The sequence below is a fragment of the Sphingopyxis fribergensis genome (assembly GCF_000803645.1).
GTDB lineage: Bacteria > Pseudomonadota > Alphaproteobacteria > Sphingomonadales > Sphingomonadaceae > Sphingopyxis > Sphingopyxis fribergensis.
Genome location: NZ_CP009122.1, coordinates 4,007,000 through 4,030,187, shown reverse-complemented (window position 1 = coordinate 4,030,187; position 23,188 = coordinate 4,007,000). Strand labels below are relative to the sequence as shown.

General features: G+C 64.8%; 23 protein-coding genes. 11 read left to right on the top strand and 12 right to left on the bottom strand.

Annotated features, from left to right (window positions below; genetic code table 11):
- Position 1 precedes the first annotated feature (1 nt).
- The 7 genes from lspA to purE all read right to left on the bottom strand — a co-directional run bounded on the left by lspA (position 2) and on the right by purE (position 8,040).
- On the bottom strand, positions 2 to 523 hold the full coding sequence (lspA, locus tag SKP52_RS18795) for a signal peptidase II (protein ID WP_039577403.1): 522 nt from the start codon (positions 521 to 523) through the stop codon (positions 2 to 4).
- Positions 520 to 3,645 carry an isoleucine--tRNA ligase gene (locus tag SKP52_RS18790; RefSeq protein ID WP_039577400.1) on the bottom strand — a complete coding sequence of 1,042 codons (3,126 nt, stop codon included), beginning with the start codon at positions 3,643 to 3,645 and terminating at the stop codon, positions 520 to 522. The genes lspA and SKP52_RS18790 overlap by 4 nt, the downstream gene beginning before the upstream one ends.
- Positions 3,646 to 3,838: 193 nt before the next feature.
- On the bottom strand, positions 3,839 to 4,780 hold the full coding sequence (locus SKP52_RS18785; RefSeq protein ID WP_052208549.1) for a bifunctional riboflavin kinase/FAD synthetase: 942 nt from the start codon (positions 4,778 to 4,780) through the stop codon (positions 3,839 to 3,841).
- On the bottom strand, positions 4,777 to 5,973 hold the full coding sequence (locus tag SKP52_RS18780) for a dipeptidase (protein WP_039577397.1): 1,197 nt from the start codon (positions 5,971 to 5,973) through the stop codon (positions 4,777 to 4,779). Before SKP52_RS18780 ends, SKP52_RS18785 begins: the two co-directional genes overlap by 4 nt.
- Before the next feature lie 3 nt (positions 5,974 to 5,976).
- Complete coding sequence (locus tag SKP52_RS18775; RefSeq protein ID WP_039577395.1) at positions 5,977 to 6,468, bottom strand: dihydrofolate reductase; 492 nt, start codon at positions 6,466 to 6,468, stop codon at positions 5,977 to 5,979.
- On the bottom strand, positions 6,465 to 7,538 hold the full coding sequence (locus tag SKP52_RS18770; RefSeq protein ID WP_039577392.1) for a 5-(carboxyamino)imidazole ribonucleotide synthase: 1,074 nt from the start codon (positions 7,536 to 7,538) through the stop codon (positions 6,465 to 6,467). Before SKP52_RS18770 ends, SKP52_RS18775 begins: the two co-directional genes overlap by 4 nt.
- A gap of 4 nt (positions 7,539 to 7,542) precedes the next feature.
- Positions 7,543 to 8,040 carry a 5-(carboxyamino)imidazole ribonucleotide mutase gene (gene purE, locus SKP52_RS18765; RefSeq protein ID WP_039577388.1) on the bottom strand — a complete coding sequence of 166 codons (498 nt, stop codon included), beginning with the start codon at positions 8,038 to 8,040 and terminating at the stop codon, positions 7,543 to 7,545.
- A 197-nt stretch (positions 8,041 to 8,237) separates the two neighbouring features.
- On the opposite strand from purE, the gene SKP52_RS18760 reads away from it, so the two are divergent.
- The 4 genes from SKP52_RS18760 to SKP52_RS18745 all read left to right on the top strand — a co-directional run bounded on the left by SKP52_RS18760 (position 8,238) and on the right by SKP52_RS18745 (position 10,475).
- Positions 8,238 to 8,882 (top strand): GGDEF domain-containing protein, encoded by a 645-nt coding sequence (locus SKP52_RS18760; RefSeq protein WP_039577385.1) that lies wholly within the window; start codon positions 8,238 to 8,240, stop codon positions 8,880 to 8,882.
- Between the two features lie 89 nt (positions 8,883 to 8,971).
- A complete protein-coding gene (locus SKP52_RS18755) occupies positions 8,972 to 9,301 on the top strand; it encodes a hypothetical protein (RefSeq protein WP_039577383.1) in 330 nt (109 codons plus the stop codon).
- Positions 9,302 to 9,332: 31 nt separating this feature from the next.
- On the top strand, positions 9,333 to 9,899 hold the full coding sequence (locus tag SKP52_RS18750) for a TMEM165/GDT1 family protein (protein ID WP_039577380.1): 567 nt from the start codon (positions 9,333 to 9,335) through the stop codon (positions 9,897 to 9,899).
- Positions 9,900 to 10,013: 114 nt separating this feature from the next.
- Positions 10,014 to 10,475, top strand: coding sequence for a Dps family protein (locus SKP52_RS18745; protein ID WP_039577378.1), 462 nt, complete (start codon positions 10,014 to 10,016; stop codon positions 10,473 to 10,475).
- Positions 10,476 to 10,697: 222 nt separating this feature from the next.
- Here the strand turns inward: SKP52_RS18745 and SKP52_RS27380 are convergent, their stop codons facing one another.
- Positions 10,698 to 11,486 (bottom strand): cold-shock protein, encoded by a 789-nt coding sequence (locus tag SKP52_RS27380; RefSeq protein WP_039577375.1) that lies wholly within the window; start codon positions 11,484 to 11,486, stop codon positions 10,698 to 10,700.
- A 261-nt stretch (positions 11,487 to 11,747) separates the two neighbouring features.
- On the opposite strand from SKP52_RS27380, the gene SKP52_RS18735 reads away from it, so the two are divergent.
- The 4 genes from SKP52_RS18735 (at position 11,748) to SKP52_RS18720 (ending at position 15,705) form a co-directional block, all read left to right on the top strand.
- On the top strand, positions 11,748 to 12,365 hold the full coding sequence (locus SKP52_RS18735; RefSeq protein ID WP_039577373.1) for a ribonuclease D: 618 nt from the start codon (positions 11,748 to 11,750) through the stop codon (positions 12,363 to 12,365).
- 17 nt (positions 12,366 to 12,382) lie between these two features.
- Positions 12,383 to 13,021, top strand: coding sequence for an LPS export ABC transporter periplasmic protein LptC (gene lptC / locus SKP52_RS18730; RefSeq protein ID WP_039577370.1), 639 nt, complete (start codon positions 12,383 to 12,385; stop codon positions 13,019 to 13,021).
- A 23-nt stretch (positions 13,022 to 13,044) separates the two neighbouring features.
- Positions 13,045 to 13,596, top strand: coding sequence for an LptA/OstA family protein (locus SKP52_RS18725; RefSeq protein WP_148309280.1), 552 nt, complete (start codon positions 13,045 to 13,047; stop codon positions 13,594 to 13,596).
- Between the two features lie 294 nt (positions 13,597 to 13,890).
- Positions 13,891 to 15,705 (top strand): ABCB family ABC transporter ATP-binding protein/permease, encoded by a 1,815-nt coding sequence (locus SKP52_RS18720; protein ID WP_039577367.1) that lies wholly within the window; start codon positions 13,891 to 13,893, stop codon positions 15,703 to 15,705.
- 5 nt (positions 15,706 to 15,710) lie between these two features.
- On the opposite strand, the gene SKP52_RS26265 is transcribed toward SKP52_RS18720, so the two are convergent.
- The 4 genes from SKP52_RS26265 to SKP52_RS18705 are packed head-to-tail and all read right to left on the bottom strand — an operon-like array spanning position 15,711 to position 18,496.
- Positions 15,711 to 16,130 (bottom strand): hypothetical protein, encoded by a 420-nt coding sequence (locus SKP52_RS26265; protein ID WP_148309191.1) that lies wholly within the window; start codon positions 16,128 to 16,130, stop codon positions 15,711 to 15,713.
- Positions 16,131 to 16,145: 15 nt separating this feature from the next.
- The gene (locus tag SKP52_RS18715; protein ID WP_148309190.1) at positions 16,146 to 16,649 is read right to left on the bottom strand and encodes a hypothetical protein; all 504 of its coding nucleotides are present in this window, start codon (positions 16,647 to 16,649) and stop codon (positions 16,146 to 16,148) included.
- 7 nt (positions 16,650 to 16,656) lie between these two features.
- Entirely contained in the window at positions 16,657 to 17,514 is an 858-nt protein-coding gene (locus SKP52_RS18710) for a TIGR04255 family protein (RefSeq protein WP_039577361.1), read from the bottom strand.
- A 25-nt stretch (positions 17,515 to 17,539) separates the two neighbouring features.
- Positions 17,540 to 18,496, bottom strand: a complete 957-nt coding sequence (locus tag SKP52_RS18705; RefSeq protein ID WP_052208544.1) for a LysR family transcriptional regulator — start codon at positions 18,494 to 18,496, stop codon at positions 17,540 to 17,542.
- Positions 18,497 to 18,614: 118 nt separating this feature from the next.
- On the opposite strand from SKP52_RS18705, the gene SKP52_RS18700 reads away from it, so the two are divergent.
- From SKP52_RS18700 to recQ, 3 genes are all read left to right on the top strand, one after another.
- The gene (locus tag SKP52_RS18700; protein WP_039577359.1) at positions 18,615 to 19,379 is read left to right on the top strand and encodes an SDR family oxidoreductase; all 765 of its coding nucleotides are present in this window, start codon (positions 18,615 to 18,617) and stop codon (positions 19,377 to 19,379) included.
- Between the two features lie 158 nt (positions 19,380 to 19,537).
- Positions 19,538 to 21,175 carry a YbaL family putative K(+) efflux transporter gene (gene ybaL / locus SKP52_RS18695; RefSeq protein WP_039577356.1) on the top strand — a complete coding sequence of 546 codons (1,638 nt, stop codon included), beginning with the start codon at positions 19,538 to 19,540 and terminating at the stop codon, positions 21,173 to 21,175.
- A gap of 128 nt (positions 21,176 to 21,303) precedes the next feature.
- A complete protein-coding gene (gene recQ / locus SKP52_RS18690) occupies positions 21,304 to 23,082 on the top strand; it encodes a DNA helicase RecQ (RefSeq protein WP_039577353.1) in 1,779 nt (592 codons plus the stop codon).
- Positions 23,083 to 23,188: the final 106 nt, after the last annotated feature.

Below are 23,188 nucleotides of genomic sequence, written 5' to 3'. Positions count from 1 at the left end.
GTTAATCGGCGGACGGCTTGCCGTCCGTGGTTGCCGCCTTTTCGCCGAAGAGCAGCGCGCGCGCAACCAGCAAAAGCACGCCGAGCGTGATGCACGCATCGGCGACGTTGAAGATCATGAAGGGGCGAAAATCGCCGATATGCAGGTCGGCGAAATCGACGACATAGCCGAAGCGCACGCGATCGACGATATTGCCGAGCGCGCCGCCGAGGATCATCGCGAGCGCGATCACGTCGCCCTTCGCCTGTTCGCGCGTCATCCAGAAGGCGACCGCGGCGGCGACGATCCCGGTCACCGCAACGAGCGTCCAGCGCGTCGTGTCGGTGCAGCTGGCGAACATCGACAGCGAAATGCCGCAATTTTCGGCCCAGGTCAGGTTGAAGAAGCTCGTCAGCTCGATCTGCCCCTTGGGCTCGAGCGACAGCGGAACGGTGACGACCCATTTGGTGATCTGGTCGAGGATGAAGGCGAGGGCCGCGAAAATCAGGCCGAAGCGCAGGTGCGGCGAACGTGTGCTGCTCATGCTGCGTCCAATACCGTGTCGCAGCGATTGCACAAGGCGCCGTCCTCGGTGACTTCGGGCAGGTGGCGCCAGCAGCGGCCGCATTTGTGTTTCTGGGTCGGGGTCACGTCCACCATTGTGATGTCGGCAACTGTATCGTCGGTGAACCCGATCGTTCTTGCCGCCGATACGATAAGCAGTTCGGCCAGTTCTTCGGTGCCCATGTCAGCGAGAATGTCGGCAAGTGCCGCGTCTTTCGTGCGAACCGACACTTCGGCCTCCAGCGACGAGCGGACAGTCTTTTCACGACGATAGGGTTCGATTGCTTCGGTGACTTGCGAGCGGACTTCGCGCAGACGGTCCCAGCGTTTCATCAACTCGTCATTACCGCGAAGGCGGGAACCCAGTGCGGCCTCCGCTGACGCCTGCTCTGGGTCCCCGCTTTCGCGGGGATGACGATCAAGGGTGGGGAGCGTGGGGAAAGTGGGCCATTCGAGGAGGTGGACCGAACCCGCGTCGGGATAGCGCGTGCCCCAAACCTCTTCGCTGGTGAACACCAGCACCGGCGCCGCATAACGCACGAGCGCGTGGAACAGCGTGTCCAGGACACTGCGATACGCGCGGCGCGTGTCGGTGCCGAGCGGGGCGGCGGGGCCGAGGTCACAATAGAGGACGTCCTTGCGGATATCGAAATAGAAGGCCGACAGATCCTCGTTGCAGAAATCGGCGAGCAGGCGCGTGTAGCTGTTGAAGTCGAAGTCATCGACCGCCTGCGCCATCTTCGCGTCGAGGTCGGCGAGCAGCGAGAGCATATAGCGTTCGAGCTCGGGCATCGCCGCGACGTCGGTGATGCGCTCTTCCTCGCTAAAGCCGTCGAGCGCGCCGAGCAGGTAGCGGAAGGTGTTGCGCAGCTTGCGATACTGGTCGGCGACGCCCTTCAGGATTTCGTCGCCGATGCGGTGATCCTCGGTGAAGTCGACGCTCAGCGCCCACAGGCGGATGATGTCGGCGCCGTTGGTCTGCATCACCTTGACCGGATCGGTCGTGTTGCCGACCGACTTGGATTGTTTGAGGCCCTTGGCGTCCATCGTGAAGCCGTGGGTCAGCACCGCCTTGTACGGCGCCTGTCCGCGCGTGCCGCAGGATTCGAGCAGCGACGACTGGAACCAGCCGCGATGCTGGTCGCTGCCTTCGAGATAGAGGTCGGCGCTGTGGGTGCCGCCGTCGTGGCGGAGGAGCGCAGGCCAGCGGCCGCTTTCGAGGACAAAGGCGTGGGTGCAGCCCGAATCGAACCAGACGTCGAGGATGTCGACGATGCGTTCGTAATCGGCGGCGTCATATTGATCGCCCAGATATTCCTGCGCGCGCGCGTCGCTCCATGCGTCGACGCCGCCCGCCTTCACCGCTGCGACGATGCGGTCATTGACGGCGGGGTCGTTCAGATAAACGCCGGTCTTGCGGTCGACGAACAAAGTGATCGGCACGCCCCACGCGCGCTGGCGGCTCAGCACCCAGTCGGGGCGGTCCTTGACCATCGACCCGATGCGGTTGCGGCCCTTTTCGGGGACGAAGCGGGTGCGGTCGATCGCGTGCATCGCGGCCTGGCGCAAGGTCGGCGCGGCGCACAGATCCTCTTCGGCGGGATTGATCGCGCCGCCTTCGCTTTCCCAGCGCTGCTCGCGCGGCGCCTTGGGCTCGATATGGGTCATCACCCGGTCCATCGGCACGAACCATTGCGGGGTGCAGCGATAGATGACCTTGGCTTTGGAGCGCCAGCTGTGCGGATAGCTGTGCTTGTAGTCGGCACTGGCGGCGAGGAGGCCGCCGGATTCGCGAAGATCGGTGCAGATCGGGCCGTCGGGGGCGTTGAATTTCGGGTTGATGACGCTGCCCTGGCCGCCGAGCCAGCCCCAGTCTTCGCGATATTTGCCGTCGCCCTCCACCGCGAACACGGGGTCGATGCCATTCGCCTTGCAGAGGTCGAAATCATCCTCGCCATGGTCGGGCGACATATGGACAAGCCCGGTGCCGCTGTCGGTGGTGACGAAATCGCCGGCGAGGAAGGGACGCGGGCGCGCGAAGAAGCCACCGAGCGCGTGCATCGGGTGGCGGGCAATGGTGCCGGCGAGGTCGGCGCCTTTGAAGGTTGGAGTTTGGTTGTGAAATGGAATGTGGAACCCCGACCTGCGACGTAGCTCCGCGATCAAAGAGTAGCGTTTCTCCTCGTCGGGATGCAGTGCGACTAGGACACGCTGGACTGGGTATGATTCGATTTCTGCGCCAACGACAGGCATACCGATTTCCGGCGACTGTGGCGTCGGGATTTCTTGGTACACGTGGCAGAGAGCATACTCCACCTCCGGCCCATAGGCGATCGCCTGGTTGACCGGGATTGTCCACGGGGTCGTGGTCCAGATCACCGCATGCGCGCCGACCAGTTCGGCGATCGGGCTTTCGACGATCTCGAACGCGACATCGATCTGCGTCGAGACGATATCCTCATATTCGATCTCGGCCTCGGCGAGCGCGGTCTTTTCGACCGGCGACCACATCACCGGCTTGGCGCCGCGATAGAGCATGTCGTTGGCGGCGAATTTGAGCAGTTCGCGGACGATGGTGGCTTCGGCCTCATAATCCATCGTGAGGTACGGATGGTCCCAGTCGCCGCCGATGCCGAGGCGCTTCAGCTGCTCGCGCTGGGTGTCGACCCAATGCTGGGCATAGGCGCGGCATTCGGCGCGAAATTCCTCGACCGGAACCTCGTCCTTGTTCAGCTTTTTCTTGCGATATTGCTCCTCGACCTTCCACTCGATCGGCAGGCCGTGGCAGTCCCAGCCGGGCACGTAGGGCGCGTCCTTGCCCTTCAGCGTCTGGGTGCGGACGACCATGTCCTTGAGGATATGGTTGAGCGCATGGCCGATGTGCATGTCGCCATTGGCGTAGGGCGGGCCGTCGTGGAGGATGAACTGGTCGCGGCCGGCGCGCGCGGCGCGAATCTGCCCCTCCAGATTGCCTTCGAGCCATTTGGCGAGAATCAGCGGCTCCTTCTGCGGCAGGCCGGCCTTCATCGGGAAGTCGGTCTTGGGCAGGAAGACGGTGTCGCGATAGTCGCGCTGTTCGGCGGCGGAGGGCGTGTCGGTCATGGTCGCGGCGCTTAGCGCAGATTCGCGTGCGCGCAAACCTTCCTCTCCCCTTGGGGGAGAGGGCAGCGAGACTTGCGAGCTTGCTCGCTAGTCGCAGCGGGTGAGGGCTCGGCAACGCCGCATACCCTCACCCAGCTCCAGCTAGGCAGCAAGCTGCCAAGCCTCCACATCCCTCTCCCCCAAGGGGAGAGGGTTAGAGGTGCGCCAGCAACGCCTTCGCTTCATCGCAATCCACCGCAATCTGCGCCATCAGCGCGTCCATGCCCTCATATTTCGCCTCGGGCCGGATGAAGGCGTGGAAGGCGACGTCGATTTCCTGGCCGTAAAGATCCTCCGCGAAGTCGAAGAAATGGGGTTCGAGCAGTTCCTTCGGCGGGTCGAAACTCGGGCGGATGCCGAGGTTGGCGGCGCCTTTCAGGGTGCGGCCCCCGGGTCCTTCGCGCAGCAGGCGACCGGTGACGGCGTAGATGCCGTAGCGCGGGCGGAGATATTGGCCCATTTCGAGGTTCGCGGTCGGGAAGCCCAAGAGGCGGCCGTTCTTGTCGCCGTGCTGGACGATATTGCGCACGGTGAAGGGGCGGGTGAGCAGGCGCGTCGCGGCGGGGCAGTCGCCGACCTGCAGCGCTTCGCGAATGCGGCTCGACGAGATGACCTCGGCGGCGTCGTCGACGGGCGCGACCATCTCGGTGAAGAAGCCGAGGCGGCGGGCGTGGTCGGCGAGGGTGACGACATTGCCGCCGCGGCCCTTGCCGAAGACGAAGTCCGCGCCGGTGACGACGCCCGCCGCACCGTAGCGATCGAGCAATAGTCCGGTGATGAAATCCTCGGCCGTGGTGCCCGCGAGCGCCGCGTCGAACGGCAGCACAAGCATCGCGTCGGCGCCCGCGGCGGCGAACAGCTCCTGCCTTTGATCGAGCGTGGTGAGGCGGAAGGGCGGCACGTCGGGCTTGAAGAAGCGCACCGGATGCGGGTCGAAGGTCGCGACGATCGCGGGGCGGCCTTCGTCCTGCGCATGGCGCACGGCGCGGCCGACGACCGCCTGATGGCCGGCGTGGAAGCCGTCGAAATTGCCGAGCGCGATCACCCCGCCGCGCAAATCGCCTTCGATGCGTCGGTGGCCGTCGAGTCGGATCATGGCGCCGCTGTAATGGAAAGGGGGGGTGTGAGCGGGACGAGCCCCGCCTTGAGCACGCGGATCGCGTTGCCGCCCATCGCGGCGCGGATCTCGTCGTCGGAAAAGCCTGCGTCGATCAACGCCTGCGTCACCTGCACGAGCTTCGACGTGTCGAAGCGCACCGTGGTTGCGCCGTCATAATCGCTGCCGAGCGCGACATGACCGATACCGACAAGGTCGCGGACATGCTTCATGGCTTTCGCGACGCTCGCAGGCGAAGTGTCGCAGACCGCGGCGTCCCAGTATCCGATGCCGACGAGCCCGCCCGTTGCGGCGACGCCGCGGATCTGTTCGTCGCTGAGGTTGCGGTTGACCTTGCACGTCGCCTGCACGCCGCCGTGGCTGGAGACGACGGGGCGGCGCGCGATCTTCAAAATGTCGGCGACGCAGGCGTTCGAGCAATGCGCGATGTCGACGATCATGCCCTTCGCTTCCATCGCCTCGACAACCTGCCGGCCCGTCGCGGTAAGCCCGCCCTTGTTGAGGCCGTGCATCGATCCTGCGAGATCATTGTCGAAGAAATGGGTGAGCCCCGCCATGCGGAAGCCCGCGGCGTAGAGCTTGTCGAGGTTGGTCAGCCTGCCTTCGAGGCCGTGCAGCCCTTCGATGCTGAGCATCGCGCCGACGGGCGGCACCTTGCCGCGGCGTTCGGCGAGCAGTGCGTCGATATCCTCGGGCGCGGCGACCGCACGCAGCTTGCCCGCCGATTCGGCGACCGCGCGGTGCAGCTTTTCGGCGTGCCAGAGCGAGCGTTCGAGCAGCGAGTTCCACGTCCGCACCGGCTGGAGCTGCGCGATCACGAGGCCGGTGATATTGTCGGTGTCGCCGCTATTGGCGTCGTAATTTTGGCCCTTGGGCGATTTGGTCGTGCTCGCGAGGATCTGCAGCGCGACGTTGCCGTCTTCGAGTCGCGGCAGGTCCATATGGCCGCGGTCGGCGCGATCGAGGAGGTTGCGCTTCCAGAGCAAGGTGTCGCTGTGGAGGTCGACGATCGTCAGCGTTTTGTGCAGCGCCTTGGCGCGCTCGCTGACCTGCGGCAATGGTTTGCCGTCGATCTTGTTCATCCCGCGCTCGAGCATGCCGGGCGCGAGGGCGAAGAAGGCGAGCGCGGCAACCGCGATAAGAAGCAAGATGCCGATCAGCCAACGACGCATCGGCTATTTCCTTGTCAGCGTGACGAAGCTGTACGCCGGGCGGCCGGCGTCGTCGGCGGGATGATCCTCGCGCGCCGCCTCGTGCCAGTCGGCGGCGGCGGGATAATCGATGACCGCGTCACCCTTGGGTTCGAGCGCGACCTCGGTCAGCTCGATGCGGTCGGCGAGAGGCAGGAACAGGCGATAGATTTCGGCGCCGCCGATCACCATGACGTGCGGGGCGTTGGCGAGTTTGAGGGCTTGCTCGATAGTCGCCACGGGCTCGGCGCCCTCGTCCTGCCATTCGGGATCGCGGGTGAGGACGATGTGGCGGCGGCCTTCGAGGATCGCGGGCAGGCTGTCGAAGGTTTTGCGCCCCATGATCATCGGGCGCCCCATCGTGATCTGCTTGAAGCGGCGGAGGTCGGCGGGCAGGTGCCACGGCATCTTGCCGTCGGCGCCGATCACGCCATTGGCGGCACGCGCGAGGACAAGCGTGATTTCGGGATGGTTCATGCGGGTTCGGTTCCCACCCAAGTTGCGTGTCCGAGTTTGCGGCCGTCGCGGACCTCGGCTTTTCCATAGTGGTGAACGTGGCAGGCGGGGTCGGCGAGCAGGTCCGGCACCGTCTCGATCCCGCCGCCGATGAGGTTGTGCATCGTCACGGGTAGCGCCGCGGTGTCGGTGCTGCCGAGCGGCAGGCCGGCGACGGCGCGGATATGGTTTTCGAACTGGCTCGTCACCGCGCCCTCGATCGTCCAGTGCCCGCTGTTGTGGACGCGCGGGGCCATCTCGTTGAAGACGGGGCCGTCGGTGGTGGTGAAAAATTCGCCGGTGAGGACGCCGACATAATCGAGCTCCTCGGCGATGCGCGCCATCAGCGCGCGCGCTTCGTCCTGCTGGTCGAGTACGATCCGCGGCGGCGGCAGGGTCGAGGTCGCGAGGATGCCGCCTTCATGGACATTGACCGGTGAGTCCCAGAAGCGGACCTCGCCGTCGATGCCGCGCACGAGCAGCACCGAAAATTCATGGTCGAAGGTCACAAAGCCTTCGAGCACCGCGGCGTGGCGGTCGATGCCGTCCCACGCAGCGTCGGCATCGGCTGCGGTGGCGAGGCGTGCCTGCCCCTTGCCATCATAGCCCATGCGGACGGTCTTGAGGATTGCGGGAGCGCCGATCTGTTCGAGCGCGGCGTCGAGAGCGGCGCGGTCGGGCACGGGGGCGAAGGGCGCGGGGCGGCCGCCGAGTCCGGCGACGAAATTCTTTTCGGTCAGCCGGTCCTGCGCGATTTCGAGCCCGGCGCCGCCGGGGCGCACCGCGACATGGCCCGAGAGGAAGCGGACGGTTTCGACGGGCACATTTTCAAATTCATAGGTGACGACGTCGCAATGCGCGGCAAAGGCGGCGAGGCGGGGCTCGTCGTCCCACGCTGCCTGTGTGTGCTGCGCGGCGACGTCCGCGGCAACGCTCTCCCGGTCGGGAGCATAGATATGAACGCGGTAGCCGAGCTGCGCCGCGGCGACTGCAAGCATCCGGCCCAGCTGGCCGCCGCCGAGAATGCCGATCGTAGAACCGGGTGGCAGCAAAAGATCAGCCCTCGCGCACGGGGGTAGGGGCGACGGCGTTCGTCTGCGCGTCGCGCCAGGCGTCGAGTTTTTGTGCCAGATTGGCATCGTTATTCGCGAGCAGCGCGGCGGCGAACAGGCCGGCGTTGGTCGCGCCCGCCTTGCCAATCGCAAAGGTCGCCACCGGCACGCCGCCGGGCATCTGGACGATCGAATAGAGGCTGTCGACGCCGCTGAGTGCCGCCGACTGGACGGGGACGCCGAGCACCGGGACGCGCGTCATCGACGCGACCATGCCGGGCAGGTGCGCGGCGCCGCCGGCGCCCGCGATGATCGCCTTCAGCCCGCGGTCCGCGGCGCTTTTCGCATAGTTTACAAGGCGGTCGGGGGTGCGGTGCGCCGATACGATCTGCACCTCGTGCGCGATGCCGAACTCTTCGAGGATCTGGACGGCGTGCGCCATCGTCGGCCAGTCCGACTGGCTGCCCATCACGACACCGACTAACGGGGCTGTATCGCCCATTCCAATCCCTCCTGCCCCGGCCTTCATCCCTTGTGAATCGCCGCCGCCTTCCCCCTAGCGGCTGTGCCACCTTCGGGCAACGCCGCGCAATTGATGTCGGGTGCGTTTACCGATTGGTATCAAGTCGGGACTAGGGTCGCCGCTCAATAGCCGTCGGCATTCGGCCGGGGATCGTGGGTAGGTTTCGGGGACGTTGAATGGATAGCGTAGGGGGGGCACGGATCGCGGTTGACCAGTTCGGCACCGTCGCCCTGGACTCCATCGAAGACCAGCTGCGTGAAATACGCCGCGAACGCGACGCATTGCGCCGCGAAAACCGCGTGCTCAAGATCGCCGTCGCCGAGCTGGAACGTGTGTCCGAGCGCGATACGCTGACCCCTTTGTTCAACCGCCGTTATTTCCTGACCGCGATCCATCACCGCATGGCGCGGTTCGAGCGTCACGCCGAACGCGCCGCGGTCGTCTTTATCGACGTCAACCAGCTCAAATATATCAACGACAGCTTTGGCCATGCCGCGGGCGACTTTGCGCTGATGGAAATCGCCAAACGGCTCGCGAGTTCGATCCGTGCGACCGACGTCGCAGCGCGCATCGGCGGCGACGAATTCGGGCTGATCCTCGACCAGTCGAGCGAGGCCGGCGCGCGCGCGCAGGTCGAGCGGCTGTGCGACGTGCTCAGCGCCGCGCCCGCCGATTATGACGGGCACGAGATTGGGCTGTCCGCATGCTTCGGCGTCGCGATGTTGCAAACCGGGATGACCGAGTCCGACATTTTGGCCGCCGCCGACCGCGACATGTATCGCAGCAAGCAGGGGCTCGCGGGCCTTCCGGGCCACCGCTAGGACCAGCGGCCATTCGCCCCCCCCCCCCCCCGCGCTAACTGTGCGTTAACCAAAATAGCGCATCGTCCCCATCACGACAGGGGGGTAAGATGCGAAACCAGACCGACCCATATCTCGACATCCAGAACCGGATAACCGACCAGATCGGTGCGCTGGCCGAAGCGCTGCCGCATCGCGCGCTGGCGCAGATCGTGCGGGGAGTCGACGACATTCGGTGCCTCGCGCGCGACAATGGCTTTGCAGCGGTCGAAACGCTGGCGAGCCGGCTCGAATCGGCAGTTGCCGGGGGCGGCTATCGCGCCGCGATCCTGACCTATCTCGACGCGATGAGCGATGCCGCAAGCGTGCCGCGCGGGCCGTTGTCGTCCGCCGCACAAGAGGCGTGGCTGGCGTCGGTCGCGGTTCGGCTGGGGCATTGACGCCAAGCGCCTGACGATTCAGACGTAATCGATGGATGCAATCATGCTTGCGCTGGTGGCAGTGTTGCTCGCCAATGCCGACGGGCGCAGCGGGACCCTGCTGTCGCGACTGGTGAGCGCGCGTAGCGATCGGCGTGTTACGGTCGGCATCGCTTTTTCGGCTTTCATCGTCAACGCGGTCATCGCCGCGACCGCGGGCGCGATTGCCAACGCGATGATCGGGCAGGGCGTCGCTGCTCTGCTTGTTACGCTTGCGATGCTCTCGGCCGCGGTCGCTTTGTTGTGTCCGATGAAACCGGCGTCGGATGCAGGCGCTAACGATGGTCCGCCCGTGATGTTGGCGGGCCGGATGCTCGCGAACCAGTTCGGCGATCGCAGCCACTTCCTGATCGGCGCGCTCGCTGCGACGAGCGGCGCCGGGCAATGGGCCGCGGCGGGCGGGCTGGTCGGCTGGACGCTGGCGATGCTGCCTTTCCTCGCCTTTGGCCCAAGGTTGGCGGAGCGGCGCGGGGCGCGGAACCTGCGCTGGGCCGCCGCCGCAATCCTGATCTTCTGGGGGCTGCGTAATGCGCTCGGCGCGTTCGGAATGATCGGTTGATGCGCTCAATTGATGCTGTTTAATCGTTTTCGTCGATGAAACTCACCCAAAGGTTCAATAGGAAGAGGCGGGCAGGAATCGCTATATAGGCGGAGCAACAGAAAGGATGTTCCCATGTCCGAGAAAAACAACAATGCACCCGCGGTCGCCGATGCGCTGAACGCGCTGCTCGCCGACAGTTTCGCGCTCTATCTCAAGACGAAGAATTACCACTGGCATGTCCAGGGCCCGCGCTTTCGCGAGCTGCACCTGCTGTTCGACGAGCAGGCGGCGCAGATTTTTGCGACGACCGACCTGATTGCCGAACGAGTGCGCAAAAATGGCGCGCCGACATTGCGCTCGATCGGTGATGTGAGCCGCCGCGCGTCGATCCGCGACGACGATGCCGCAGGCGTCGACGCCGAGGCGATGATCCGCACGCTGGCGGGCGACAACAAGATTCTGCTCGGTCAGCTCAAGGAGGTGAAGGCCGCGGCCGAAGCCGATGGCGACATTGCGACGAGCGGGCTGGTCGACGGATGGGCCGACGAGGCGCAGCAGCGGATCTGGTTTCTGGAAGCGACGCTGGGATATTGAGCGAGGACTCCTCTCCTGCAAGCGGGAGGGGCAGCGAGACTGGCGAGCTTTGCTCTTTAGTCGCAGCGGGGTGGGCATGAACGCACCTCCGCTGCCCACCCCCGACCCCTCCCGCCCGCGGGAGGGGAGGAGAAAAGCGGCTTTCGATCGCTAGTCGATGCCTTTCTCCCCAAACAAAAAGGGCGGCCCCAGAGCCGCCCTTTTCGTTTTCTGTCCGACCGATCAGTCCTGATGCGGCTGGATGTTCACCGCGGCGAACTTGCCGCGGTCGTCGACCTCGATGTCGAACGCGACGCGATCGCCTTCGTCGAGGCCCGCCATACCGGCGCGCTGCACCGCGCTGATGTGGACGAAGGCATCGGCCTGTCCGTCGTCGCGCGCGATAAAGCCGAAGCCCTTCGTCGTGTTGAAGAATTTGACGGTGCCCGAGGTGCGTTCACCGGTCAGCTGACGACGGCCGCGGGCGCCGCCCGGGGCGGCGCCGGGGCCGCGATCGTCGCGGCGCGGACCATTGTCCTCGATCGGCATCGGTTCGCCTTCGATCTTCAGATCGATGGCCGACACCTTGCCGTTGCGTTCGACGAGCGTGAAGCCGAGCGGCTGGCCCGAAGCGAGACCGGCAAGCCCGGCCTGTTCGACCGCGCTGATGTGCACGAACACATCTTCGCCGCCATCGTCGCGTGCGACGAAACCGAAGCCCTTTGCCGCGTTGAAGAATTTTACCGTGCCATTGCCTTCGCCGACGACCTGCGCGGGCATACCGCCGCCACGTCCGCCGCCGAAGCCGCCGCCACGATCGCCGCCGCCGAAGCCGCCGCCACGATCGCCGCCACCGAAGCCGCCGCCACGATCGCCGCCACCGAAGCCGCCGCGGTCGCCGAAACCGCCACCGCGATTGCCGCCGCCATAGCTATCGCCGCCATAGGGTGCAGGTTCGAAGCTGTCGAAATTGCCGAAATCATCGCGCTTGCCGCGTCCCCGCTGGCCGCGGCGATCCTTGTTGAAACTCATTGTCTAATAGTCGCTTTCGGTTCGTCCATACCCCATTCGATCAGCGCCTTGCGTCGGACGGGGACGCAGTTCACCATGGGCACAGACTCGCCCCGTGCCTCTAACGGCGTAATATATAGCTTAAATGAACGCCATCTGCGAACGGAAAATTCAACGACCCGTTGCGAATATCCTGCGCTTTGCCGCAGCCCCGTGGCGGGCGGTCTGCACCCGCGAAAACCAGCCATTGAGCGGCACGGCCGCTTGGCCTAAGGCGGGCGCATGACTGTCTATTTTCACGAAGAAGATTTGCCCGAGGGCGTGCTGGGTTCGGGCGCGGTCGCGATCGATACCGAGACCATGGGCCTGAACCCGCTGCGTGACCGGCTATGCCTCGTCCAGATCAGCGACGGGTCGGGCGACGAACATCTCGTCCGTTTCAAACCCGGCAGTACGTATGACGCGCCGGTGCTAAAGGCGATATTGACCGACCCCAACCGGTTGAAACTGTTCCATTTTGCGCGCTTCGACATCGCCGCGCTGCAGCAGGCGCTCGGCGTCGTGACGGCGCCCGTCTATTGCACCAAGATCGCCTCGAAGCTGATCCGCACCTACACCGACCGCCACGGGCTCAAGGAATTGGTGCGCGAATTGCTGGGCCAGGAAGTGTCGAAGCAGCAGCAGTCGAGCGACTGGGGCGCCGCCGAACTTTCCGATGCGCAGCGCGACTATGCCGCGAGCGACGTGCGCTTCCTGCACGCGATGAAGGATATCCTCGATATGCGGTTGGCGCGCGAAGGGCGCACTGAATTGGCGCAGGCCTGTTTCGATTTCCTGCCGACGCGCGCGGCGCTCGACCTGGCCGGTTGGCCCGAGGTCGACATCTTCGCGCACACCTGAAGAGGCGATTCGCAAGCATGTCCGAACGCGCCGATCTTGACCGCACGATGCGCCGCATGTGGGCGACGAGCGGGTCGAGCCACGACAAGGTCGTGCGTATCCTGCGCTACGGCCTGCCGCTCGTCATCGGCGTCGTCGCGGCGGTGCTCGTCTTTTCGCCCTTCACCCAGCGCGCCGAGATCAGCTTCCTCTTGTCGAAGGACAAGGTCGATATGGCGAGCGAGCGGATGAAGGTAACGCGCGCCGAATATCGCGGCCAGGATGCGAAGGGGCAGCCCTTCGCGCTGCTCGCGGGTAGCGCGGTCCAGAAAAGCTCGGCCGAACCGATCGTGCGGATGACCGACCTGTCGGGCGCGATCAAGCTCGCCGACGGTCCGGCGACGATCGTCGCGAAGGACAGCGCCTATAATATGGACACCGAAAAGGTGGACGTGCCGGGGCTGCTTCGTGTCAAGAGCGCGGGCGGATACCGGATCGACGCGAGCAATGTCGCGGTCGACCTCAAGACGCGCAGCCTGATCGGGCAGAATGGCGTCAATGGCACGTTGAACATCGGCACATTTTCGGCCAACCAGCTGACCGCCGACCTCGACAAACGGATCGTGCGCCTGCAGGGCAATGCGCGGCTGCGGATCAATCAGGGAGTGATCAAATGAACCGCGTATCGCCGATAAAGAGCATGCTGCTGGCCGGCGCGGGCTTTGCGCTGACCAGCTTCGCGCTGCTGTCGGCCGGTGCCGGCGGCGACAGTGCGCACGCGCAGGCGCTCGCCAACCACAACAGCGCCGCCCCGGTCGATTTCGACGCGGGCAGCATCGAGGTGCAGGACCGCGCCGACCGCGTCGTGCTCGAGGGCAATGTCCGCGTGACGCAGGCGGGAATGACGCTGACTGCGGCGCGGATGACCGTCGCCTACAGCCGCCAGGGCGGCACCGAAGTCAACCGGCTCGACGCGACCGGCGGGGTCGTGGTGACTAAGGGCGACGAGCGCGCATCGGGCAATGTCGCCATCTATGACCTCGACCGGCGGCTGATCACGATGGTCGGCAATGTCCAGCTGACCCAGCGCGGCAACCGGCTGAACGGCGGGCGCATGGTGATCGACCTCAGCACCGGCCGCGCGACGGTCGACGGGCGCGGCGCGGCGCGCGGTCCCGACGGCAATCCGGTGCAGGGCGGCAGCGGCGGGCGCGTCACGGGCACCTTCACGGTACCGGAAAGAAAGCAGTAACCAACGCCTTTAACCGGGTTGCAACCACGCTCCTGCACCATGGGTGCGGGACCAGATCATCGCGGAGCCGGGGGGCGACGCCGCACAGCGTGAAAGCAGCCCCCATGCGCTTTTCCCCCATCGTCCCGCCCCGACGTCCGTTATTTGGTCGCCGCCAGGAACCCCCTGCCGCGATCGTGCCGACCCCGACATCCGAAGAACGGCGCCTGATCGACCGGATCATCCGTCATGCCGGATATGGTCAGTCGCGGTAAGCGTTGTTAGCGCGGCCTATCGCCCCTACATGGGGCGCGCATGCCGCCTGACACCTCCACTTCCGCCGACGCGGCGAGCGAGCCGCCCGTCCTCGATACACTCAGGCGTTTCCTGCCCTATCTGTGGCCTGCGGGGCAGCGCGAGCACAAGGTCCGCATCGTCCTCGCGGGGCTTATCGTGCTCGTCTCGAAGGGCGTCCAGCTGTCGATGGGCTTCCTCTATGGCGCCGCGATCGACAAGATGGCGCCGGGGATGGAGGAAGGCGTCGCGCTCGCGATCGGGCTGGTGCTCGCTTATGCCGGCGCGCGCTTTGCCGGGGTGCTGTTCGACAATCTGCGCAACGTCGTGTTCGAGCGGGTCGGGCAGGATGCGACGCGCGAGCTGGCGATCGCGACTTTCAGCCATCTTCACGCACTGAGCCTGCGCTTCCACCTCGCGCGGCGGACGGGCGAGGTCACCAAGGTGATCGAGCGCGGCACCAAGAGCATCGACACGATGCTCTATTTCCTGCTGTTCAACATCGCGCCGACGATCATCGAGCTCGCCGCGGTGCTCATCATCTTCTGGACCAAGTTCAGCTTCGGCCTCGCCAGCGCGACCGCGTTGATGGTCGTCGTCTATATCATCTTCACGCGCAAGGTGACCGACTGGCGCAATGCGCTGCGCACGCGGATGAACGACCTCGACACGCTGACGATCGGGCGCAGCGTCGACAGCCTGCTCAATTACGAAACGGTCAAATATTTCGGCGCCGAGGCGCGCGAGGAAGCGCGGTATCGCGACGTCGCCGATCAATATGCGCGCGCCGCGGTGAAGAGCGAGAACAGCCTTGCGTGGCTGAACATGGGGCAAAGCCTGATCACCAATTTCGCGCTTGCGGGGGCGATGGCCTATACGGTGTGGGGCTGGTCGAAGGGGCAGTTCCAGGTCGGCGACGTGGTGCTGGTGAACACCTTGCTCGCGCAGCTTTTCCGCCCGCTCGACATGCTCGGCATGGTCTATCGCGTCATCCGCCAGGGGCTGATCGACATGGAGGCGATGTTCCGCCTGATCGACACGCCGAGCGAGATCAGCGATGCGCCGGGCGCGGGACCGCTGGTGGTGAACGGCGGCGCGGTGGCGTTCGAGAATGTCGTCTTCGGCTATGAGCCCGACCGAACGATTTTGAACGGCGTCAGCTTTGCGGTCGGCGCGGGCGAGACGCTGGCGATCGTCGGGCCTTCGGGCGCGGGCAAGTCGACGATCGCGCGGCTGCTGTTCCGTTTCTATGATCCGCAGGGCGGGCGCGTGCTGATCGACGGTCAGGATATTTCGCAGGTGACGCAGAAGAGCCTGCGCGCCGAGATCGGCATCGTCCCGCAGGACACGGTGCTGTTCAACGACAGCATCGGCTATAATATCGCCTATGGCCGCGAAGGCGCGAGCGCCGATGACATCGCGGCGGCGGCCGAGGGCGCGGCGATCGACGGCTTCATCGGCATCCTGCCGCAGGGTTATGACACCGAGGTCGGCGAGCGCGGGCTGAAGCTGTCGGGCGGCGAGAAACAGCGCGTCGCGATCGCGCGCACCCTGCTCAAAAACCCGCCGGTGCTGATCCTCGACGAAGCGACGAGCGCGCTCGACAGCCGCACCGAGGCGGCGATCCAGGATACGCTCGAACGCATTGCCGCGCGGCGCACGACGCTGGTGATTGCGCACCGGCTGTCGACGGTGACGGGGGCGGACCGGATTATCGTGCTCGACAAGGGGCGCGTCGCCGAGACGGGGACGCACGAGCAGTTGCTGCGGATGCGCGGGCTTTATGCCGATATGTGGGCGCGGCAGCAGGCGGAGAAGGAAGAGGGGACGGTTTGAGGGGGTCAGTGAGCAGGGGGAATGAATAGCTCTGGAATCTGATCTTCTCCAATCCCTTCAGGTCTCACGACCCAACGAGCTTGTGTCGCCAGATTTCGCATGACGGATTTTCCTCGCTGCCCGAAAACTTCGCAATGGTTTGGATTGCCCTCCTCGGGCGTGTACATAATTCCTAAATCCACTGCTCGAAAAGCTTGAACCGGGTTTGTGACCACACCGTGAGAAGGGTAACCAGCCCGGATGTTTGTCAAATCCTCGGGTCCGCGGAACAGTGTCACCGAAGTTCCGATTCCCTCGTTGCCTGCTTTATAAACTGAGGAGTCCGGTCGGCCATTTTGGAATTGGGAAATGTGGACGCGGCGCAACGCCCACACTTCATCCGGGATGGTTGGATCGTCGATGGGTTCATCCGGCGCCGTCGCCACGCGGGAGCGTCCGCCTCAAGTACGGCAGTATCGAACAAGCAGCTCCATAGCTTCTTTGATCGACATTGGATTGACGGGCTCGTCAATTTCGACGCCTTCGGCATATGCTTCGACTGCCTCATCGACCTGCACGTCGAGTTCCAAAGCTTTTCCAGCTTCTTCCCAACGCAGACCAATACCCCCTTCGGCTAATGGGACAATTGAGGGCTCTTTGCAGCGGTGAACGGCTTCAATGATCAATTCCAGCGCGGGCCGGAAGGACGTCGCTGATACCGCTTGGGAACCGTAACTGTCCCAGTTCGCATGGAGCTCTTTGATTTCGTGGAGACGCGTGATCGCCGCGACAATTTTAGGGTTTGCCGGGATAGTGGTTTCCAAGTTCAGACCCGGAGCCAAGCCGGTCGCAATGCTCTTCACAACGGGTGCTTCGCCAACAAACTTTGGCGTCCCCTGCATGCGATGACGATCCAGAATCCTGTGTTCTGGATGAGCGTCAGTGTAGTTCTTGTCCACAAGCATAGCTGCGCTAGCCATTTTTCAATCCCCATAGTTTCTGGGCGTGCTCTGTCGTCGTCGCAAGAAAAGACCCATTCAATGCGTTTCTCGCGTAATCGAAAAAGGTTTGCACACCGTTGTTGTCTTCGGCCGGAGCGCCCCTAGCCGTGATTTCAAAACGATAAGCAGGCGCTCCGTCTTCAATTTTAGTGACGGGAGAAATTTCGGCGTAAAGTCGACCGACAAATCCATCGCTTCCCATGATCGCTTGTTGCGTGTTGCTCATGTAAGACTCCGGCTGCAGAAATTCTACCCTTCGACCGAAATTTGCAGCTTCGAATATGAGCGGAGCAACGGCAAAGCTTTCGCCAAAGTCAGCAACCGCAATGATGTTGACGTTCACCAATTCGCACTGTGTGATTTTGATTGTCCCAAGATCTCGTTCTGCGACGAATTCCTTAAAGCGGGCGAAAAGCGCATGGAATCTTGCCATGGTGGCTTCGGACCGGGGATAATGCGTATCATCTGTGCCGAGCCAGTTGAAAGAAAACCTGTTTGGCTGAAGCTGGACCAGCTCGCTGCCATTATCCGAGCGGTAAAAGCAGCGTGGCAGAGTGCTGGCTTGCAGCAATCGGAGTTGAAACTGCTGAGGACGAAACGCCTCCCCTTCAATTTTCCCGTCGATCGGAGTTTGAGCTTCGGAATACGGAAACTCGCTCTGGATTTTAGTCCAAAACAAACCGAAGTCGCCGATCGAAAAATCAGGCAACTGCTCAAAAATGACCGTAATCGCCTGTTCAACAAGGGGCGGTCGTTCGAATGTGGGACGTACTTTTTTCAACGCGTTCCGCAGCTTCAGTTTTAGGGCGCACAGAATCAGCGAGCGCACGGAATCTCTAGCCGTGCGCTCGTTTCTAATCTCTGAATCGAACGCCAGCCAAAGTCAACTTATCTCCGACCGCGGCGGCGAAGATTGGATCCCAATAGGGAGGGTTGCCGAAAGCCCTTTGCAAATGCTCCCGCAGCGCCCGCAATTTCGCTGACGGGTTCCGCCCCTGCGCGTGCGCCATGTAGAGAAATTCTTCGTCGGGTTCGACGTCGAGCGGTACCGCCACCAACTCGCCCGTCTTCACCGCCGGCCCCGCGATAAACGCGGGGAGCATCGCGAGGCCCAGCCCGGATATGGCGGCGTCGCGCATCATGTCGCCGTTGTTGACCCCGAACATCGCGCGCGCCTGTATCGATACCGGGCCGCTGCTCGTGCGAAAACGCCAGTCGGCGGCGCCGCGGTTGGTGTAGAAGATGCCGCGATGGTGGCGGAGGTCTTCGAGCGTTTGGGGCGTGCCATGCTCCGACAGATAGGCCGCGGACGCGGTGAGCAGGCGGTGGCTTTTGGCGAGGGTCCAGGCGACGAGGCGGGTGTCGTCGATGATGCCGTGGCGGATGATTGCGTCGTGACCGCTCGACGCGACGTCGATGCGGCGGTCGTCGAGGTCGAGCGTCAGCTGGATCTCGGGATGCTCCTTCAGGAACGGGTAAAGCGCGGGGCCGAGGTGGAGGCGCGCGAAGGTCACCGGGGCGGCGATGCGCAGCGGGCCCGACAAGGTGCCGCGGCGCTCGGCGATGTCGGCGGCGGCTTCGGCTATGTCGCGCGTAATCCGCTGCGCGCGCGGCAGGAAGGCGGTGCCGTCCTCGGTCAGGCTGAGTTTGCGCGTGGTGCGATGGAGCAAGGCGCTGCCGAGCGAGCGTTCGAGTTCGGCCAGGCGTTCGCTGACCACCGATTTGGACAGGCGGAGCTGGCGCGCGGCGCCGCTGATCGAGCCTTGCTCGACCGTGGCGACAAATGCGGCGATGCCTTCGATGCGGATCATTGTTCGGACTTCCCGAATTATAGAGTCAAGAGTTGCTGTCTATTCCGAACATAGCCTCGGGTCCATCTTCCTTTCATCGAGACGGGCATCGGGCCCGCCACCGAACAGGAGAAAGATCATGGATCGTTTGCTCAACAAGGTTGCGATCGTCGCCGGCGTCAGCTCGGGCATCGGCCGCGAAACCGCGAAACTCTTTGCCGCCGAGGGTGCGTCCGTCGTTGTGGGCGCACGCCGCGAGGCCGAACTCGACGCGCTGGTGGGTGAAATCGCCGCCGCGGGCGGCAAGGCCGTCGCGGTCGCGGGCGATGTCCGCGACGAAGCGTTTCACGAAGCGCTCGTCCGCGCCGCAGTCGACAATTACGGCCGGCTCGACATTGCGTTCAACAATGCCGGGGTATTCGGCGAAGCGGGGCCGAGCACCGAGGTGTCGGGCGCGGGGTTCGCCGACGCGCTCGCGGTCAACCTCACCGGCTCGTTCCTCGGCGCAAAGCACCAGATCGCCGAGATGGTGAAGCATGGCGGCGGGTCGGTGATCTTCACGTCGACCTTTGTCGGTTACAGCTTCGCCTTCCCCGGCAGCGCGGCCTATTCGGCGAGCAAGTCGGGGCTGATCGGCCTGACGCAGGCGCTCGCCGCCGAATATGGCGCGCAGAATGTGCGCGTCAATGCGGTGCTCCCCGGCGGCGTGGCGACCGACATGTTCGAGGCGGTCAACGACAGCGCCGAAAAGCAGGATTTCGTCACCAACCTGCACGCGCTGAAGCGCGTCGCGCAGCCGATCGAGATTGCGAAGTCGGTGCTTTATCTCGCCTCGGACGATGCGAGCTTTGTCACCGGCACGGCGTCATTGCTCGACGGCGGCGCGTCGATCACGCGCAGCTGATATAATCCTTCCGTCATTCCCCGCGAAGGCGGCAACCCAGCAGCAACGGTGGCTCGCTGGGTTCCCGCTTTCGCGGGAATGACGACGTGGGGGATGTAGGACCCTTTTTGCGCGGCACAAACTTGACCTCGCGCGCCCCCGCCCCCTAGGCATGGATCATGCCGCATGACACCAGCCTGATCGGAACCATCGTCGCCGGTCTCGGCGTGGCGTTCCTGATGGGCGCGCTCGCGCACCGGCTCAAGATATCGCCGATCGCGGGTTATCTGCTCGCAGGGATTTTGGTCGGGCCGTTCACGCCCGGCTTTGTCGCCGACACCGGGCTCGCGCTCCAGCTCGCCGAGATCGGCGTGATCCTGCTGATGTTCGGGGTGGGTCTGCATTTTTCGCTGAAAGATCTGATGTCGGTCCGCAGGATTGCGGTGCCGGGGGCAATCGCGCAGATCGCGGTCGCGACGGCACTCGGCATGATGCTTGGACTGTGGCTCGGCTGGTCGATCGAGGGCAGCGCGGTATTCGGGCTGGCGCTCTCGGTCGCGTCGACCGTCGTGCTGCTGCGCGCATTGCAGGCGCGCGATATGGTAGAGACCGAGAAGGGACGGATCGCGGTCGGCTGGCTGATCGTCGAGGATCTCGTCATGGTGCTCGCGCTCGTGCTGTTGCCCGCGATGTTCGGCGACCGCGGCGATGAGGGGGCCGGTGCGGGGCTGCTGCAATCGGCGGGCATTGTGCTGGTGAAGATCGTCGGCTTCGTCGCCTTCATGTTCGTCATCGCGCGGCGGGTGCTGCCGTGGGTGCTGCACTGGGTCGCGCATTCGGGGTCGCGCGAGCTGTTCCGGCTGGCGGTGCTGGCGATCGCGCTGGGGGTTGCGTTCGGCGCGGCAGTCATTTTCGATGTGAGCTTTGCGCTCGGCGCATTTTTCGCGGGGATGATCCTTGGCGAGACGCAGCTTTCGCGGCGTGCGGCGGAAGAGACGTTGCCGCTGCGCGACGCGTTTGCGGTGCTGTTCTTTGTGTCGGTGGGGATGCTGTTCGATCCCAAGGTGCTGATCGAGCAGCCGGGGCCCGTGCTGGCGACGGTCGCGATCATCCTGTTCGGCAAGTCGCTGGCCGCCTATGCGCTCGTCCGGGCGTTCGGGCATGGTTCGGGAACGGCGCTGACGGTGTCGGTCAGCCTGGCGCAGATCGGCGAATTCTCGTTCATCCTTGCGGGGCTGGGCGTCGGGCTCAAGGTGCTGCCCGAAACGGGGCGCGACCTGATCCTTGCGGGGTCGATGCTGTCGATCCTGTGCAACCCGATCCTCTTTACGCTGGTGATGAAGCAGGTTCGCAAGACCCCGGTCGAGGATGCGCCGGCGGAGGAAGAGGAATTGCCTGCGCCGTGCAATGCGGGCGTCGTGCTGATCGGCTATGGCCGCGTCGGCAGCCATATCGGCAGCTTGATCTGCGGGCGCGGCGAGGGGCTGACGGTGATCGAGGACGAGAAGGATATGGCCGCCGCAGCGCGTGCGGCGGGGGCGACGGTGATCGTCGGCGACGCAACGAAGGAAAGTATCTTGCGGCAGGCGGGGCTCGACACCGCCTCGACCCTGCTGATCGCGATCCCCGAGGGGGTCGAGGCAGGCGCGATCGTGCGGCGCGCGCGGGCGATCAACCCCAAGCTGGTCATTGTCGCGCGCGCGCATTCGGACGAAGAGGTCGACGATCTGGTGCGCCGCGGCGCCGACCATGTCGTGATGGCCGAGCGCGAAACCGCGTCGCGGATGGCCGAGCGTGCGATGCTGACTTTGGCGTAAATCCAATTTTCGTCATTCCCGCGAAAGCGGGAACCCAGCGAGCTGATGTTGCCACTAAGTTCCCGCTTTCGCGGGAATGACGATGTGGGGGTTTCCCCCATCGCATAAACTTCCTATCGCCCTCGACAATGTCCGCCGACGCCCTCCTCCCGCTCCTCAAATCCACCTTCGGTTTCGACGCCTTTCGCGGGCGTCAGGGCGAGGTCGTCGATCGCGTGATGGCGGGCGCGCGGACGCTCGCGGTGATGCCGACGGGGGCGGGCAAGTCGCTGACCTATCAGCTACCTGCGGTCGCGCTGAACGGCTGTGTCGTCGTCGTGTCGCCGCTGATCGCGCTGATGCACGACCAGCTGCGCGGCGCGCGTGCGGCGGGGATACGCGCGGCGTCGCTGACCAGCGTCGATGCCGACTGGGCCGAGACGCGGCAGGCGTATCGCGACGGTCAGCTCGACCTTTTGTACGTGGCACCCGAACGCGCGACGGGCGAGGGGTTTCGCAATTTGCTCGAGGCGCAGACACCGGCGCTGTTCGCGATCGACGAGGCGCATTGCGTCAGCGAATGGGGGCATGATTTCCGCCCCAATTACCGCCTGCTGCGGCCGCTGCTCGACGCCTTTCCGGCGGTGCCGCGGCTCGCGCTCACGGCGACGGCGGACAAGCATACGCGTGAGGATATCCTCGTCCAGCTCGGGATACCCGCCGACGGGTTGATTCTTGCGGGGTTCGACCGGCCAAACATCCGCTATGCGGTCCGCCCGCGCGTGAGTCCGGCGAAGCAGCTCGTCGAATTTATCGCTGCCAATCCGGGGCCGGGGATCGTCTATGCGCCGACGCGCAATGGCACCGAACGGCTCGCCGAGCAGATCGCGGCGGCGACAGGTCGCCGGGTCGCGGCCTATCATGCTGGGCTCGACCCCGAACTGCGCGCGCGCGTCCAGCATGATTTCGTCGCATCGGAGGACGGCATCGTCACCGCGACGGTCGCGTTCGGCATGGGGATCGACAAGCCCGACGTGCGCTTCGTCGCGCACGCCGGCCTGCCGAAATCGATCGAAAGCTATTATCAGGAAACCGGCCGCGCGGGGCGCGATGGCGATCCGGCCGAAGCGATGATGCTGTGGGGCGCCGACGATTTTGCGCGCGCGCGGATGCGGCTTTCGGAGCTGCCCGAAGTGCGGGTCGCGGGTGAGCGCGTGCGGCTCAATGCCTTGGCGGCGCTGGTCGAGACGGTCGAGTGCCGCCGCGCGCTGCTGCTGCGGCACTTTGGCGAGAACCCACCCGAGCGCTGCGGCAATTGCGACAATTGCCTTGAGCCTGCGGCACAGGTCGACGCGACGGTGCTCGCGCAGAAGCTGCTGAGCGCGGTGTATCGAACCGGGCAGAGCTTTGGCGCCGGGCATATCGAGGCGGTGCTGACGGGGCGCAGCGACGAGCGGATCGCGAGCCGCGGGCATGACAAATTGTCGGTATTCGGGATCGTCGCGGGCGAGGAGGCGCGGCTGATCAAGCCGCTGGTGCGCAGCCTGATGGCGCGCGAGGCGCTCGATACGACCGAGCATGGCGGGCTGATGCTCGGCCCCGCGGCGCGCGCGATGATGAAGGGCGAGACTGCGGTGCTGATGGCCGAGCCGCCGGTGAAGCGGACGCAGCGCGCCGGGCGCGGCGGCGCCAGCGCCACGCCCAATCCCGTCGGCGATCCGCTGTTCGATGCGCTGCGCGCGATGCGGCGCGAGCTGGCGGCCGAGGCCGGGGTGCCGCCCTATGTGATCTTTCACGACGCGGTGCTGCGCACGATGGCGAGCGAGCGGCCCGCGACGCGGAGCGCGCTCGCGGATATCCCCGGCGTCGGCGGCAAGAAGCTCGAGGCGTGGGGCGATGCGTTTTTGAATGTGATCCGGCAGTTTTGATTGTCTGGTTTCGACCGGAAGCGGACGTTTCTTCTCCCCTCCCTTTTAGGGAGGAGCCGGGGTTGGGTAGTCGCCAAAGGCGGCGCTCTACAGCAACTCGCTTCGC

Excerpts from the sequence above, each read along its gene's own strand:
- SKP52_RS18760 (WP_039577385.1), top strand. The coding sequence starts at position 8,238 with ATGGATAGCGTAGGGGGGGCACGGATCGCGGTTGACCAGTTCGGCACC.
- lspA (WP_039577403.1), bottom strand. The coding sequence starts at position 523 with ATGAGCAGCACACGTTCGCCGCACCTGCGCTTCGGCCTGATTTTCGCG.
- ybaL (WP_039577356.1), top strand. The coding sequence starts at position 19,538 with ATGCCGCATGACACCAGCCTGATCGGAACCATCGTCGCCGGTCTCGGC.
- SKP52_RS18720 (WP_039577367.1), top strand. The coding sequence starts at position 13,891 with ATGCCGCCTGACACCTCCACTTCCGCCGACGCGGCGAGCGAGCCGCCC.
- SKP52_RS18750 (WP_039577380.1), top strand. The coding sequence starts at position 9,333 with ATGGATGCAATCATGCTTGCGCTGGTGGCAGTGTTGCTCGCCAATGCC.
- SKP52_RS18775 (WP_039577395.1), bottom strand. The coding sequence starts at position 6,468 with ATGAACCATCCCGAAATCACGCTTGTCCTCGCGCGTGCCGCCAATGGC.
- SKP52_RS18715 (WP_148309190.1), bottom strand. The coding sequence starts at position 16,649 with ATGCTTGTGGACAAGAACTACACTGACGCTCATCCAGAACACAGGATT.
- SKP52_RS18700 (WP_039577359.1), top strand. The coding sequence starts at position 18,615 with ATGGATCGTTTGCTCAACAAGGTTGCGATCGTCGCCGGCGTCAGCTCG.
- lptC (WP_039577370.1), top strand. The coding sequence starts at position 12,383 with ATGTCCGAACGCGCCGATCTTGACCGCACGATGCGCCGCATGTGGGCG.
- SKP52_RS18705 (WP_052208544.1), bottom strand. The coding sequence starts at position 18,496 with ATGATCCGCATCGAAGGCATCGCCGCATTTGTCGCCACGGTCGAGCAA.
- SKP52_RS18790 (WP_039577400.1), bottom strand. The coding sequence starts at position 3,645 with ATGACCGACACGCCCTCCGCCGCCGAACAGCGCGACTATCGCGACACC.
- SKP52_RS18785 (WP_052208549.1), bottom strand. The coding sequence starts at position 4,780 with ATGATCCGACTCGACGGCCACCGACGCATCGAAGGCGATTTGCGCGGC.
- SKP52_RS18745 (WP_039577378.1), top strand. The coding sequence starts at position 10,014 with ATGTCCGAGAAAAACAACAATGCACCCGCGGTCGCCGATGCGCTGAAC.
- SKP52_RS18735 (WP_039577373.1), top strand. The coding sequence starts at position 11,748 with ATGACTGTCTATTTTCACGAAGAAGATTTGCCCGAGGGCGTGCTGGGT.
- SKP52_RS18725 (WP_148309280.1), top strand. The coding sequence starts at position 13,045 with ATGCTGCTGGCCGGCGCGGGCTTTGCGCTGACCAGCTTCGCGCTGCTG.
- SKP52_RS18755 (WP_039577383.1), top strand. The coding sequence starts at position 8,972 with ATGCGAAACCAGACCGACCCATATCTCGACATCCAGAACCGGATAACC.
- purE (WP_039577388.1), bottom strand. The coding sequence starts at position 8,040 with ATGGGCGATACAGCCCCGTTAGTCGGTGTCGTGATGGGCAGCCAGTCG.
- recQ (WP_039577353.1), top strand. The coding sequence starts at position 21,304 with ATGTCCGCCGACGCCCTCCTCCCGCTCCTCAAATCCACCTTCGGTTTC.
- SKP52_RS18780 (WP_039577397.1), bottom strand. The coding sequence starts at position 5,973 with ATGCGTCGTTGGCTGATCGGCATCTTGCTTCTTATCGCGGTTGCCGCG.
- SKP52_RS27380 (WP_039577375.1), bottom strand. The coding sequence starts at position 11,486 with ATGAGTTTCAACAAGGATCGCCGCGGCCAGCGGGGACGCGGCAAGCGC.